This window comes from Belnapia arida (assembly GCF_016773205.1).
GTDB classification, from domain to species: domain Bacteria; phylum Pseudomonadota; class Alphaproteobacteria; order Acetobacterales; family Acetobacteraceae; genus Belnapia; species Belnapia arida.
In genome coordinates this window covers 565,829-580,612 of sequence record NZ_JAETWB010000001.1, presented here as the reverse complement: position 1 = coordinate 580,612, position 14,784 = coordinate 565,829, and the positions used below count along the sequence as shown (strand labels likewise).

Sequence of the window (14,784 nt, the reverse complement as noted above, 5' to 3'; positions counted from 1 at the left end):
GGCATCATCCTTGACTGAGCAGCGCGACCGTGCACCGCGCCGGCAACTCGCCGGTGGCAAGCGTGCCGGCGGCGCCGGCCATGCTCTCGAACAAAACCTCGCCCTCGCCAGTGGCGCGGGCGGGTTCGGCGCCGAGGTTGCAGGCGATGGTCAGCGTGCTGCCATCTCCCAGCCGCCAACGGGCGACCACCGCCGCCGCCCCGACCGCCTGGGCGCCAAGCGCCTTCGCACCTGGGAGATGCGGCATGATCCGTTCCCGCCGCAGAGCCAGCAGCCGGCGGTGCAGAGCGAGCACCGCATCATGCGGCGCATGAGCTGCCTCCTCCACATTCGGGGTCGAATTGCGGAAGGTGCTCTCGGCGTTCGGGTCGGGAATGGTCTCGCGCTTCGCAGGATCTTGAAAGGCGGCGAATTTGGCGAACTCCTTCCGCCGTCCCTGGGTGACGAGCGGCGCAAGCTCCGCGTTGTGGTCGGTGAAGAACAGGAAGGGCGCCGTCGCGCCCCATTCCTCACCCATGAAGAGCATCGGGATCTGCGGGCAGAGCAGCAGCAGCGCAGTCGCGGCCTGGAGGGCACGTGGATCGGCCAGGACTGCGAGGCGCTCGCCGAAGGCACGATTGCCGACCTGGTCGTGGTTCTGCAGGAACAGGACGAAGGCGGTGGGCGGCAGGCCCGCGGTCGGCTCGCCGCGCGGCGCCCCGAGATGGCCGGAGAGCTGGCCCTGGAACAGGAAGCCCTCGGCCAGGACCTTTGCGAGCTTCTCCGCGCCATCGTCGCAGAAGTCTTCGTAGTAACCCTCGCGCTCGCCGGTCAGCAGCGGGTGGAGGATGTTGTGTCCGTCATCGTTCCACTGCGCGTCGAAGCCGCCCTTGGGCCGGAGGTGGCGGGCGGCGTTGCGCTCGTTCTCCAAAACCAGGTGAATGTGGCGGTCGGGAAATTCGCTGCGGATGCGGGTCGCCAGCAGGTCGAGCCAATCCGCCTCGGAGATGGCGTGGACGGCGTCGAAGCGAAGGCCGTCGATGCGGTAGTCGCGCAGCCAGGCAAGCGCATTCTCCTCGAAGAAGGCGCGCACCGGCTCCTGCCGGAAGTCGATGGCGGCACCCCAGGGGGTGTGGATGCCCTCGTCGAAGAAACGCTTGGCATAGGCATGGAGATAGGCGCCGTCCGGGCCGAAATGGTTGTAGACGACGTCGAGGAAGATCATCAGCCCGTGCCCGTGTGCGGCATCGACCAGCGAGCGCAGCTCGTCCGGTGTGCCAAAGGCGGTGTCGGGGGCGTAGGGCAGCACGCCGTCATAGCCCCAGTTCCGGCGCCCCGGGAAATCATTGACCGGCATCAGCTCGATGGCGGTGACGCCAAGCTCCTTGAGGCGTGGCAGCGCGGCCTCGACGCCGGCGAAGCCGCCCATGGCGCCGGCATGGACCTCGTAGAGGACGGTCTCGTGCCAGGGGCGGCCGCGCCACTCGGCATTGCGCCAGCGATAGGCCGCCGGGTCGACCACGACCGAGGCGTCATGCACGTCGCCGGCCTGAAGGCGCGAGGCGGGGTCGGGCACCGCGAGGTCCGGGCTGACCCGGAAGCGATAGCGGGTGCCGGGGCCGACCGGCGCCTCGGCCTCGAACCACCCCTCCCCTGCCGCCTGCATGGGCTGAGAGGAACGGCCTTCAATCTCGAGGCCGACCTCGCTGGCATCAGGCGCCCAGAGGCAGAAGCGGGTGCGGTCGGGGGCGAGTAGGGTGGTGCCCCAGGTATTGGTTGCGCTCATAAGGATGGAAGCCTCGTTGCCAGCAGCACGACGGAATGGGCGGCGACCGGCACGCTCCCGCCCTCGGCGCGGAACTCCTCGGCCTCGGGGTTGGCGGTGTCGAGCACGATGATCCAGTCCATGGTGGGCGCCGGCAGGGTGAAGTCATGTGCGGCGCCATCGGCGTTGAGCAGCAGCAGCGTGGCATCCACGCTGCCATCCTCGGCCCCGGTGGCGCGGCGGAGTGTCAGCGTCCGGGCCTCCGGCTCGTTCCATGCCTTCGGCATCATCGCCTGGCCGTTCTGGTCGAACCAATCGGTGTCGCTGAGGCCAGGCCGAACCTCGGCGCCTCCATGGAGGAAGATCGCCGGGCGGAGCGGCGGCAGGCGGTGGCGCAGCGCGATGCAACGGGCGGTGAAGCGTTGCAGCGCTTCGGCCTCCGGCGTGGCGGCGCGGGTCCAGTCGAACCAGCTGACCTCGTTGTCCTGGCAGTACGCGTTGTTGTTGCCGAGCTGGGTACGCATCATCTCGTCGCCGCCGAGCAGCATCGGCGTGCCGGCGGAGACGAAGAGCGTCGCCAGCATGGCGCGCATCACGGATTGCCGGGTGGCGTTGATCGCGGGGTCGTCCGTCTCACCCTCGACACCCCAATTGTTGCTATGATTGTTCGAATGGCCGTCGTGGTTGTCCTCGCCATTCGTCTCGTTGTGCCGCTGCTCGTAGGTGTTGAGGTCGTGCAGCGTGTAGCCGTCATGGCTCGCCAGGAAATTCACGCTCGCCCATGGGCGGCGGCGGCGGCGGTCGAACAGCTCGGCGGAACCGGTGAGGCGGGCGGCGAGGTCGCTGCGCATGGCGCTGTCGCCGCGCCAAAAGCGGCGCACGCCGTCGCGGTAGCGGTCGTTCCACTCGCTCCAGCCGGGCGGGTGGTTGCCCACCTGGTAGCCGCCGGGACCAATATCCCAAGGTTCCGAGATCAGCTTCACCCGCGACAGCACAGGGTCCTGTCGGATGGCATCGAAGAAGCCGCTGCCCTGGTCGAAGCCGCCCGGCTCGCGGCCCAGGATGGTGCCGAGGTCGAAGCGGAAGCCGTCGACATGATACTGTTCGACCCAGTAGCGCAGGCTGTCCATCACCATCTGCAGGACTCGCGGGTGGCTGATGTTGATCGTATTGCCGGTACCGGTGTCGTTGATCAGGTAGCGCGGCTCGTCCGGCATCGCACGGTAGTAGGAGGCGTTGTCGAAGCCGCGCCAGGAGAGGGTCGGGCCCATCTCGCTGCCCTCGCAGGTGTGGTTGTAGACCACATCCATGATGACCTCGATGCCGGCGGCATGCAGGCGGCGTACGGCCACCTTCAGCTCGTTGCGCATCCATGGCTCGATCAGATAGCGCGGCTCGGGGGCGAAGAAGCCGAGGGTCGAGTAGCCCCAGTAATTCCTCAGCCCCTTGGAGACGAGGAAGCGGTCCTGAAGGAAGGACTGGATCGGCAGCAACTCCAGCGCGGTGATGCCGAGGCGCTGGAGATGGTCGATGAAGCGCGGATCGGCCAGCGCGGCGAAGGTGCCGCGCTCGCGCGGAGCGATCTCCTTGCGCAGCATGGTGAGGCCGCGGACATGCGCCTCGTAGATCACCGTGCGGTCCCAGGGGATGCAGGGCGGCCGGTCGTCGCCCCAATGGAAGCTGTCATCCACGACAACGGATTTCGGCATGGCCGGCGCGCTGTCCCGCCGATCGAAGGTCAGGTCGGCACGGCCGGCGCCGACGCGGTAGCCGAAGAGCGCGTCGGACCAGCGGACCTCACCCGAGATCTGCCGCGCATAGGGGTCGAGCAACAGCTTGTGCGGGTTGAAGCGATGGCCCTGGCGCGGCTCATAAGGGCCGTAGGCGCGGTAGCCGTAGAGCTGGCCTGGCCGTGCCTCCGGCAGGTAGCCGTGCCATACCTCGTCGGTGCATTCCGGCATGGGCAGGCGGGCCAGTTCGCGGCGGCCTGCGGCATCGAAGAGGCAAAGCTCGATCCGCTCCGCATGGGCGGAGAACACCGCGAAATTGACGCCCAGCCCATCCCAGTGCGCCCCCAGCGGACTTTGCCGCCCGGGAAGCAGGCGGGTCGGTACGGGAGGCATGTTTACCCCTGATGCCGAAGGACGAGCACAGCCAGCGGCGGCAGGAAGAGCGGGACCGACTGGTCGAACCCATGGCTCTCCACTGCCTCGACCTGGACCGAGCCGCCATTGCCCGTGTTCGTCCCGCCATAGGCGGCGCCGTCAGTGTTCACCACCTCATGCCAGGTGCCGCCCATCGGCACGCCGATGCGGTAGCCGTAGCGGGGCACCGGCGTCATGTTGCAGACGACGAGGGCGGGCGGGTCGCCCGCCGCACCGAAGCGGAGCCAGGCAAAGATGCTTTGCTCATGGTCGCCGCCGACCACCCAGCGGAAGCCCTCCGGCGATGCATCCTGGCGGTGCAGCGCGGGGATACCACGATAGGCCAGGTTGAGGTCACGGACGAGGCGCTGGATACCGCGGTGGCGCGCCTCGTCGAGCAGGCCCCAGGACAAGGCGGCGTCGTGGTTCCACTCGCTTGGCTGGGCGATCTCGCCGCCCATGAACAGCAGCTTCTTGCCCGGATGCGTCCACATGAATGCGAGATAGGCGCGCAGATTGGCGAATTTCTGCCACTGGTCCCCCGGCATCTTCCCGATCAGCGAACCTTTGCCATAGACCACTTCGTCATGGCTGAGCGGCAGGATGAACTTCTCGCTCCACGCATAGACCAGTCCGAAGGTCATGCTGTCATGGTGATAGCGTCGGTTGACAGGGTCCTCCTCAATGTAGTGGAGGGTGTCGTGCATCCACCCCATGTTCCACTTGTAGTGGAAGCCGAGGCCGCCCTCGCCGGTCGGGCGGGTGACGCCGGGCCAGGCGGTGCTCTCCTCGGCGATCATCACGGCGCCGCTGCACCGCTCCTCGACGACGGCGTTCAGTTCCTGCAGGAAGGCGACGGCCTCCAGGTTCTCGCGGCCGCCATACCGGTTCGGGATCCACTCGTCTGCGGGGCGCGAGTAGTCTCGGTAGAGCATGGAGGCCACGGCATCCACGCGCAGGCCATCGATATGGTAGTGCTCCAGCCAGTGCATGGCGCTGGCGAGGAGGAAGCCGCGCACCTCGTTGCGGCCGAAATTGTAGATCGCCGTGTTCCAGTCGCGATGGAAGCCCTCGCGCGGGTCGGCATGCTCGTAGAGCGCGGTGCCGTCGAAGCGATACAGGCCATGCGCATCGGTCGGGAAATGCGCCGGCACCCAGTCGAGGATGATGCCGACCTTCGCCGCATGGGCGCGATCGACGAAGCGGGCGAAGCCCATCGGCGAGCCGAAGCGGGCGCTGGGCGCAAACATGCCGAGCGGCTGGTAGCCCCACGAGCCGCCAAAGGGATGCTCCATCACCGGCAGGAATTCGATATGGGTAAAGCCCATGCCCTGCACATACGGGATGAGTCGGTCGGCAAGCCGGTCCCAGTCCGGCGATTCGCCAGCGGCATCGCGCCACCAAGAACCGGGATGGACCTCGTAGACGGAAATCGGCGCATCCTCGGCCTGGCGCGCCCCGCGCTCCGCCATCCAGTCCTGGTCGCTCCAGAGGAAGGGCGTGGGGTCGGGGATGCGGGAGGCGGTGGCGGGCGGCATCTCGGTCGCCGTTGCGAGCGGATCCGCCTTCAGCGGCAGCACGCTGCCATCGGCGCCGATCAGCTCGTACTTGTAGGGCGCGCCGGGGCGAAGGCGGGGAATGAACAACTCCCACACGCCGGCCTCGCGCCGCAGCCGCATCGGGTGGCGCCGGCCATCCCAGCCATTGAACTCGCCAACCACGGACGCACGCTGCGCATTGGGCGCCCAAAGGGCGAAGCGCACGCCGGGCACGCCATCGACCACCATCGCCTGCGCGCCGAATACCTTGGCGAGTTCGAAATGCCGCCCCTCGGCGAAGAGATGCAGGTCGAGCGGGCCGAGCAGCAGGCCGAAGCTATAGGGGTCCTCCGTCTCCTGCACCGAACCGGGCCAGTCGATGCGTAGCCGGTAGGGCAACGGACGGGAGACGTGGCCGGCGAAGAGGCCGGCGGGATGCACCTGTTCCAGCCGGCCGATCTCCTCGCCACCCTCGCGGGCGAGCACGGTGATGCCGCGCGCGCCGGGCTGGAAGCTGCGGATCTCCTCTCCGTGCGGGCCGAGGATGGCGAAGGGGTCGCCGTGGCGGCCCGTGACAAGGGAGTCGGTGCCGGAAATCATGCAGTGATCCTTTCCGCCAGGGCGGCAAGGCCACGGAGCGGCACGCCGATCCAGGCGGGGCGGTTGGCCGCCTCGTAGCGCACCTCGTAAGCCGCCTTCTCGAGCAGGAACAGGTCGAGCAAGGCCGCCTCGGCACCGGCGGGAACCCAGGGGCTCTCGGCGGCATGCTCGACGGTGCGGTAGGCCTCGAGGAAGGCGGCGGAGGCCTCGCGCTGCCAGCGCTGGAAGAGCGCGGCACGGCGCTCGGCCGGAGCCGCCGTGGCTGCGCCCGACGCCTCGCTCGCCACCGCCACGGAGGCGGCGTAGTCGAGGCTGCGCAGCAGGCCGGCAACGTCGCGCAAGGGGCTGCCCTTGGCGCGGCGCTCCTCGAGCGTACGCGCCGGCTCGCCCTCGAAATCGACGATCACCGCGTCGCCCTGCGCCACCAGCACCTGGCCAAGATGGAAGTCGCCATGCACGCGCGTCTTCAACGCGCCGTCGGCGGATTGCGCGAGACGCTGCGCGGCCTGATGCAGCGCCTCGCGCTTCGCCACCAGCGCGGCGGCGAGCGGAGCGACATCCTCGGCGAGGCCGCCGCGGGCGAGCAGGTCGAACGCTGGGTCGAGCTGCTCCAGTGCGCCATGCGCCCAGTTGGCGCGGTCCGCCTCGGTTGCCGGCTCCGGCCTGAAGTCCGGGTTGTCGGTCGGCCGGGCGAGCGTCGCATGCAGCTCGCCGAGCCGGCGGCCGAGCGCCTCCGCGAAGGCGAGGTAGCCGGCGAAGGCATCCTCCGGCGCCTCCTCGCTGAGTGCCGCCTCATCGACGGCGCGGTGCAGCCAATCCTGCGTCCAGCCCCAGCCATCGCCCTGGTTCCGGACGAAGCCCTGGGCCAGCATCAGGGTGTGCGGCGTGCCGTCTGGCGCGATGCGCACGACCTCGCCGAGCAGCGGGGCAGTGTTGCCGAAGCCGGCCTCCGTCAGGTAGCGCGTCACCTCCGCTTCCGGATGGATGCCGGGGTTGATGCGGCGGATGATCTTCAGGACGATCTGCTCGCCATAGATCAGGGAGGAGTTCGACTGCTCGGCCGAGAGGCGCCTGATCTCGGGCGTCTCGGGCAAGGGCACCTCGGCTAGGCGGGAGGTGGCGGTGAAGCGGATCTCGCCTTCCTCGGTCGCTAGGCTGACGCCCTGCCGCAACGCATTCAGCACGGCGGGCGGCATGCGGTCATCGGCAAAGGCATCGGTGAGGAAGCCGACGCGGCGAACCTGGCGCAAACGCGACAGGGCGAGCTGCGAGGCGAGCGGGCCGGCCCCCTCGACATCCTCGACGCCGGCGAGCGGCAGGGCGTAGCGCTCGGTGCGGCCGGGCAGGCCGATCTCGACCTCGGCCATCACCACGGCGCCGTTCGCCTCAGGCAGGCTGGCGATGGCGCCGAGCCGGATCGATTCGATCCGATCGCCTTTGCTGGCGAACCAGCGGCGCTTGGGCAGGTATTCGGGCAGGACAAGCTGTTCCAGCTCACGCCTGACGGCGGCTCCGAGAAGTTCTTTCACATCGGCCTTCAGGACTAGGGTGCGAAGATCGGGCAGCGGCTCCGGCGAGGGCTCGTGCCAGGGCGGCAGGGCCTTCTCAGTCGCCAGGACGAACCAGTAGAAGCCATAGGGCGGCAGCGTCAGCAGGTAGGGAAGCTGGCCGATCGGCGGAAAGCTCGTACCGCCCAGCATCTCGACCGGCACGCGGCCTGCGCAGCCGGACAGGTCGAGTTCCACCGCCTGCGCGGCGCGGGAAAGATTGAAGACGCAAAGGATGGTGTCGTCCTCGAACTCCCGCACATAGGCCAGCACCTTACGGTTCGCCGGGTAAAGCAGCCGCATCTCACCTCGGCCGAAGGCGCGGCTGCGCTTGCGGACGGCCAGCATCCGGCGCATCCAATTGAGCAGCGAATGTGGGTCGCGCGCCTGAGCTTCGACATTGACCGCCTGGAAGCCGTAGATCGGGTCCTGCAGGGGCGGCAGGACAAGCGCCGCCGGGTCGGCCTTGGAGAACCCCCCGTTACGGTCCGGCGACCACTGCATCGGCGTACGCACGCCATCGCGGTCGCGCAGGAAGATGTTGTCGCCCATGCCGATCTCATCGCCGTAGTAGATGACAGGCGTGCCGGGCATGGAGAGCAGCAGGCCGTTCATCAGCTCGATCCGGCGGCGGTCGCGCTGGAGCAGCGGGGCAAGACGGCGGCGGATGCCGAGGTTGATGCGCGCGCGCTTGTCGGCGGCATAGGTGGACCAGAGATAGTCGCGCTCCCGGTCCGTCACCATCTCGAGCGTCAGCTCGTCATGGTTGCGGAGGAAGATGGCCCACTGGCAGCCTTCCGGTATGTCCGGCGTCTGACGCAGGATGTCGGTGATCGGGAAGCGGTCCTCCTGCGCGATGCCCATGTACATCCGTGGCATCAGCGGGAAGTGGAAGGCCATGTGGCACTCGTCGCCCTGGCCGAAATACTGCTGCGTGTCCTCCGGCCATTGGTTGGCCTCGGCCAGCAGCATGCGCCCTTCGAAGGACTGGTCGAGCTTGGTGCGGATGGTCTTCAGTACCGCATGGGTCTCGGAGAGGTTCTCGTTGTTGGTCCCCTCGCGCTCGACGAGATAGGGCACGGCATCGAGCCGCAGCCCGTCCACGCCGATGTCGAGCCAGAACTTCATCACGTTCAGCACTTCGGCCAGGACGCGCGGGTTGTCGAAGTTCAGGTCCGGCTGGTGGCTGTAGAAGCGGTGCCAGAAATAGGCCTTGGCTTCCGGGTCCCAAGTCCAGTTCGACTTCTCGGTGTCGAGAAAGATGATGCGCGTGCCGTCATACTTCTCGTCGGTGTCGGACCAGACATAGTAGTCCCGGGCGGCGGAGCCGGGCTTTGCCGTGCGGGCGCGCTGGAACCAGGGGTGCTGGTCGCTGGTGTGATTGATGACCAGCTCGGTTATGACGCGCAGGCCCCGCGCATGCGCCTCGCGCACGAAGCGGCGGGCGTCGTGCATGTTGCCGTAGCTCGGGTTGACCGAGCGGTAGTCGGCGATGTCGTAGCCGTCGTCGCGCAGCGGGCTCGGATAGAAGGGCAGCAGCCAGAGCGTGTCGACGCCAAGCTCGGCAATGTAGTCGAGCTTTTGCAGAAGCCCGGTGAAGTCGCCGATGCCGTCGTCGTTGGCGTCGAAGAAGCTTTTCACATGCAACTGGTAGACGACCGCGTCGCGGTACCAGTGTGGATCCTCGGGGAGGCTCATCTAGATGCCCCCTGCCGGGCGGACCCGCCAGATGCCGAAGGGAAGTTCGCCGGGATCGAGCCGTATCGTCTGCATCTTGCCTTGCCAGGTGAAGCGGTGTCCGCGCATCAGGTCTTCTGCTTCCAGCGCCGCATGGTCGGGTAAGCCCCATTCCCAGAGCGGGAGCTCGACGCTTGCCTGCTGCACATTGTGCGGGTCGAGGCTGACCGCGACCAGGATGCAATTATCCCGCTCCGGTGTCGCCTTGCGGTACCACAGTATGTTGTCGTTGAAGGCGTTGTGGAAGGCCACGCCGAGTTGCGTCTGCAAAGCCGGGTTGCCGCGGCGGATGGCGTTCAGCCGGGTGATCTCGTCCACGATGTCGCCCGGCGCGCGCTCGGGCCAGGCGCGGAGCTGGTACTTCTCGGAGTCGAGGTATTCCTCCTTGCCGGGCATGGCTCGGGCTTCGCAGAACTCATAGCCCTGTACCATGCCCCAGAGGCCCGAAAGCGTCGTCGCCAGCGCTGCGCGGATCAGGAAGCCGGCCCGGCCGGAGCTTTGCAGGAAGAGCGGGTTGATGTCCGGCGTGTTGACGAAGAAATGCGGCCGGAAGAAGTCCCGCGGCGCCGTCGTCGTCAGCTCCGTCAGGTATTCCTCGATCTCTTGCTTCTCGTTGCGCCAGGTGAAGTAGGTGTAGGACTGGCCGAACCCAAGCTTCGCCAGCCGGTACATCACCTTCGGCCGGGTGAAGGCCTCGGCGAGGAAGACGGCATCCGGGTGGCGGGCACGGATGTCGGCGATCAGCCACTCCCAGAAGGGGAATGGCTTGGTGTGCGGGTTGTCGACGCGGAACAGGCGCACACCCTGGTCGCACCAGAATCGGACGACGTCGCGCAGCGCAATCCACAGCGAGGGGATTGCGCCCTCGTTGTAGAAATCGACATTGACGATGTCCTCGTACTTCTTCGGTGGGTTTTCGGCGTAGCGGAGCGAGCCGTCCGGCCGCCAGTCGAACCACTCCTTGTGCTCGCGCAGCCAGGGATGGTCCGGGCTGCACTGGATGGCGAAGTCGAGCGCCAGCTCCAGCCCGTGGTCGGCGGCTGCCTTCACCAGCCGCCGGAAATCCTCGAGCGTGCCGAGTTCCGGATGCAGCGCGTCGTGCCCGCCATCCTCGGAGCCGATGGCATAGGGGCTTCCGGGATCGTCCGGTGCCGGGGTCAGCGTGTTGTTGCGGCCCTTGCGGTTCTTATTCCCGATCGGGTGGATGGGCGGGAAGTAGAGCACGTCGAAGCCCATCCGCCGGATGCGCGGCAGCTGGCGGATGACGTCGTCGAAGGTGCCGTGCCGGGCAGGATCGCCCGACTGGCTGCGCGGGAACAGCTCGTACCAGCTGGCGAAGCGGGCGCCGGTGCGTTCGGCCTCGACCGGGATTTCGGCGCTGCGGAGACGGAAGGGGCGGTCATCCGCCTCGGCCATCAGCACCGTGGTTTCCGGGGCGAGCAACAGGGCGAGGCGCTCCCCCTCCCCTGCCCCGGCCAGGCGGGTGGCGAGTTCGGCGACGGCGCCGCCGGCACGCCCGCCGGCGGCCTCGACCAGCAGGCGGCCTTCCTCCAGCTCCAGCGATACGGGGACGCCGGCATTGTGCTTCTTCTGCAGTTCGTCGGTGAAGGTGGCGAAGGCGTCGCGCCAGGCCTCGACGGCGAAGACGTAGCGGCCCATGCGTTCGAGCGGGAAGCTCGCCGCCCAGCGGTCGTTGCCGAGCGGGCGGAGCCGCGTCTCGTGCCAGGTATCCTCGTCAGCAGCGCGCCAGAGAAGGGCGGCGGCAAGCTTGTCATGGCCGTCGCAGACCACGTCGCAGCGCACCTCGATCACCTCGCCGACCGTACGCTTCACTGGGAAGCGGCCCTCATCCACCACCGGCTCGATCTTCTCGATGCCGAGGCGCGGGGCGCGGGCGCCGGCCTCGGCGCTGGGCTCGCCGGCAGGGCGGATCGGGCGGGGAGGGATAGCATCCAGGATGCGCACCTCCCCCGGCTGCAGCAGCAGCGTGCCGCCGGGCTCGAGGCCCGGGCCGTCCTCGGGCAGGCTCGCGGTGAAGCGGGTGAAGACGCCGCCCGTCCCAGGCAGCAGCGCCGTCGCGGTGACGCTCGCCGGACGGTGCAGGTCGGGGTTGGCGAGCACCAGCGCAGCGCGCTGGGCCTGGCGGACATCCGGGCCTGCGGCGCGCAGCAGGGCGGCGGCCGGCGCCCCGGGCCCGGCGAGCGGGCGAAGGTCGGCCGGGGCCAGCGGGCGGCTGGCGATCATGGCATTGGTGGCGCGGATCGCCTCCGAGAGGTCGAAGGGCGCGTGGCGCATGATCCAGTCCCAGTCACCTGGCCGGTCGTGCGCGGCGTCGAGCGGCCGGCGGGCACCGTATTCGAAGCCCATCGGCACCAGCAGCCCGGCGCCGATGCCGGCAGCGAGGCGCAGATGGCGCAGCGCCGCGCGCTCGGCCATGGCCGGGTCGGGGTCGCGCGCGGCGAGGCGCGGGCCGAAAGGCGCTTCCACCGTGGCGATGGCCGGGGCGATGGCGGCGAGGCGCGTCGCCTCCTCGGCCAGCCAGCCCTCGCGCAGGTCCCACCAGGCGAGGCTGTCGAAGGTCGCGGCGAAGCCGGCCTCGGCGAGTTCGGACACCGCCTCGGCGGGCAGGCCGACTGTCCAAGCGAGGAAGCGCGCCTCGGGAATGGCGGCGATCAGCCGGCGCCAGACGCGGCCAGGCACACGTGCCGGCGCCTCGCAACGGAAGCCGGCGACCCCCGCGGCGGTGAAGCGACGCAGCCGCTCTTCCCACCAGGCGCCGAGCCCGGCGACGGTATCGGGGTCGTCCCAGCGGGCCCGCAAGGTATCCCGGTCCGGCGGCTCGAGCCGCGGATCTGGCATGCCGATGGGGGCATCGCCGGCGAACCAGCCGGGCTGCTCCCGGGCCAGGCGTCCGTCGGCGGCAACGCGGTCGAGCACCAAGTCGACATAGAGGTCGAGGCTATGCGCCCGCGCCTTGGCGGCAAGCGCCTCCAGCGCCGTGGTGCTGTCGCCCTGGGCCTCGAGCGCCGGATGTGGGCTGTCCGGGTCGCCGATCTGCTGAACATGGCCGCTGGCGCCGGTGGCGAAGGGCGGCGGGATCAGCACTCCGTTGAAGCCGAGGCCTGCGGCCCGCTCGAAGGCGGCATCCCAGGCCGGCAACGGGCCGATCAGCAACGGGTGCATCAGGTAGAGGCGTGGCGCCAGAGGGCCGGTCAAGGCCGGCGCCGGCTCGGGCTCGGGTGGGGTTATCACGGCGGGAAGGGCGGGAACGATCGCCGGCGGTGCCTCGGTTGCCTTGCGCTTCGCGGCCGGGGCCGCTCGTTTCGCCGGCTTCGGCTTGTCGGTGCGTCGCTCCGCCATCCAATCCCCCAAATCCATCTCTGCGGCGCAACGCCGAACGGGCGAAATGGTCCGCCGCTCCTTCGATCACCGATGCGCGAGCGGTGAAGGCTGGCCGGCACGGAACCCGCATGGAACGATGCACCTCTTCCTGCAGGAGCCAAAGCAGATGCTCGACCCCGACCGTTTCGACCCTGCTGCCCATGTCGCTGCCGTCGCCCCGGCGGTCGGGCTCGCCCTCGATGCCGAACGCCAAGCCCGGGTCGCAGCGGCCTTTGCGCTGGTCGTCCGCATCGCCGCGCCGGCGCTGGCGGTGTCGCTGACCGAGGCGGATGAGCCGGCGCCGGTGTATCACCCATGAACGGCCCGGCGCTCGCCATCGCCGCACGGGTTCGCCGGGGCGAGATTTCTGCCCGCGCCGTGGCGGAGGCGGCGCTGGCCCGCATCGCGGCTCGCGGGCCGGAGGTCAATGCATTCACCGCCGTGCTTGCCGAACGGGCACTCGCGGCGGCCGATGCCGTGGATGCGCGCATCGCCGCCGGGCAGGACCCTGGACCTTTGGCCGGCGTGCCCTATGCGGCGAAGAACCTCTTCGACCTCGCCGGCACCCCGACATTGGCCGGCAGCCGCATCCGCCGCGATGCGGCGCCCGCGGCGCGCGACGCCTTCCTCGTGCGGCGGATGGATGCCGCTGGTGCCATCTGCCTCGGCGCGCTCAACATGGACGAGTTCGCCTATGGCTTCACCACGGAGAACAGCCATGACGGACCCTGCCGCAACCCACATGACCTGACGCGCATCGCCGGCGGCTCCTCCGGCGGCTCGGGCGTGGCGGTGGCGGCGGGGCTGGTGCCGCTCAGCCTCGGGACCGACACCAACGGCTCGATCCGGGTGCCGGCCTCGCTGAACGGCATCTTCGGTGTGAAGCCGACCTATGGGCGGCTGTCGCGCCACGGCTCCTTCCCGTTCGTCCATTCGCTCGACCATGTCGGGCCATTCGCCCGCAGCGTCGCCGACCTGGCCGCCGCCTATGATGCGTTGCAGGGGATCGACCCGGAAGACAGCCATCAGGCGCCGCAACCGCCCGAGCCGGTGACGCCGATGCTCGCCGCCGGGCTTGCTGGGCTACGGGTGTCGCGGCTTGGCGGCTGGTTCGGGCGGATGCAGTCCGAGGCGGCGCGGCGCGCAGTGGCGGCGGTGGCCGAGGGGCTGGGGGCGACAGCTGAGGTCGAGTGGGCGATGGCGGAGGCAAGCCGCTCCGCCGCCTTCATCATCACCGCCTCCGAGGGCGGGGCGCTGCACCTGCCGACGCTTCGCACCCGACTCGAGGAGTATGAGCCGCTGATCCAGGACCGGCTGCTGGCCGGCGCGCTGATCCCGGCGGCTTGGGTCTTCCAGGCCCAACGCGTGCGCGCCAGGGCACAGGATGCGATGCGGGCCCTGATGGCCGGGTGGGACATCCTGCTCGCCCCGGCGACGCCGGTGCCGGCGACGCCGATCGGGCAGGAAACCCTCACGCTGGACGGGGTGGAGTTGCCGCTGCGGCCCTCGATGGGCCTCTTCACCCAGCCGGTCAGCGGGATCGGCCTGCCGGTGCTGACCGTGCCGGTGCAGCGGGCGGAGGGCACGCTGCCGGTCGGCGTGCAACTCATCGGCAAGCCCTGGACGGAGGGACTGCTCTTCCGTGCCGCGGCGGCGCTGGAGGCAGCCGGCATCTGCGCCGCGCCAGTGCCGCCGGCCTTCGCCGAGGGGGCGGCCTGAGCGCCGCCCCGCGCTTTGGCCGCATCGGCGAGGGGCTTGCCGCCCCGGCCGAAGGAGGCGAGCGCTTCGAGACGCTGCTCGCCGCGGGCGGCGGGCGCGCCGAGCGCATCGTCTCGCGCGGCCAGAGCGACCCGCCGGGCTTTTGGTATGAACAGGCGAGCGATGAATTCGTGCTGCTGCTGTCGGGGGCTGCGCGGCTTGGTTTTGCCGATGGCAGCGAGCGGGCACTGGCGCCAGGCGACTGGGCAGTGCTGCCCGCCGGCTGCCGCCACCGCGTCGCCTGGACCGACCCGGTGCGGGAGACGCTGTGGCTCGCCCTGCACCTGCCGCCGGGCTGACCTGCCTCCCGACCACGTCGTTCCGACTTAAGAGAA

At 69.5% G+C, this 14,784-nt stretch carries 8 protein-coding genes; 3 read left to right on the top strand and 5 right to left on the bottom strand.

Annotated elements, in window-relative coordinates:
* Positions 1–4: 4 nt before the first annotated feature.
* Genes treZ through JMJ56_RS02880 form a run of 5 tightly spaced genes read right to left on the bottom strand, consistent with a single transcriptional unit; the run spans position 5 to position 12,670 of the window.
* The gene (treZ, locus tag JMJ56_RS02900) at positions 5–1,765 is read right to left on the bottom strand and encodes a malto-oligosyltrehalose trehalohydrolase (RefSeq protein WP_202830090.1); all 1,761 of its coding nucleotides are present in this window, start codon (positions 1,763–1,765) and stop codon (positions 5–7) included.
* Entirely contained in the window at positions 1,762–3,867 is a 2,106-nt protein-coding gene (glgX, locus tag JMJ56_RS02895; protein WP_202830089.1) for a glycogen debranching protein GlgX, read from the bottom strand. Before glgX ends, treZ begins: the two co-directional genes overlap by 4 nt.
* A 2-nt stretch (positions 3,868–3,869) precedes the next feature.
* Complete coding sequence (gene glgB / locus JMJ56_RS02890) at positions 3,870–6,026, bottom strand: 1,4-alpha-glucan branching protein GlgB (protein ID WP_202830088.1); 2,157 nt, start codon at positions 6,024–6,026, stop codon at positions 3,870–3,872.
* Positions 6,023–9,271: a maltose alpha-D-glucosyltransferase gene (treS, locus tag JMJ56_RS02885; protein WP_202830087.1), complete on the bottom strand. Its 3,249-nt coding sequence runs from the start codon at positions 9,269–9,271 to the stop codon at positions 6,023–6,025. The genes glgB and treS overlap by 4 nt, the downstream gene beginning before the upstream one ends.
* The gene (locus JMJ56_RS02880) at positions 9,272–12,670 is read right to left on the bottom strand and encodes an alpha-1,4-glucan--maltose-1-phosphate maltosyltransferase (RefSeq protein WP_236037393.1); all 3,399 of its coding nucleotides are present in this window, start codon (positions 12,668–12,670) and stop codon (positions 9,272–9,274) included. It abuts the gene before it with no gap.
* 118 nt (positions 12,671–12,788) lie between these two features.
* Between JMJ56_RS02880 and JMJ56_RS02875 the strand changes: the two genes are divergently transcribed.
* From JMJ56_RS02875 to JMJ56_RS34750, 3 genes are read left to right on the top strand one after another with little or no spacing between them, the layout of a single operon-like run.
* On the top strand, positions 12,789–13,010 hold the full coding sequence (locus JMJ56_RS02875; protein ID WP_202830086.1) for an AtzG-like protein: 222 nt from the start codon (positions 12,789–12,791) through the stop codon (positions 13,008–13,010).
* Positions 13,007–14,410, top strand: coding sequence for an AtzE family amidohydrolase (locus JMJ56_RS02870; RefSeq protein WP_202830085.1), 1,404 nt, complete (start codon positions 13,007–13,009; stop codon positions 14,408–14,410). The genes JMJ56_RS02875 and JMJ56_RS02870 overlap by 4 nt, the downstream gene beginning before the upstream one ends.
* The gene (locus JMJ56_RS34750; protein WP_268884949.1) at positions 14,311–14,748 is read left to right on the top strand and encodes a cupin domain-containing protein; all 438 of its coding nucleotides are present in this window, start codon (positions 14,311–14,313) and stop codon (positions 14,746–14,748) included. Before JMJ56_RS02870 ends, JMJ56_RS34750 begins: the two co-directional genes overlap by 100 nt.
* The last annotated feature ends 36 nt before the right edge of the window (positions 14,749–14,784 follow it).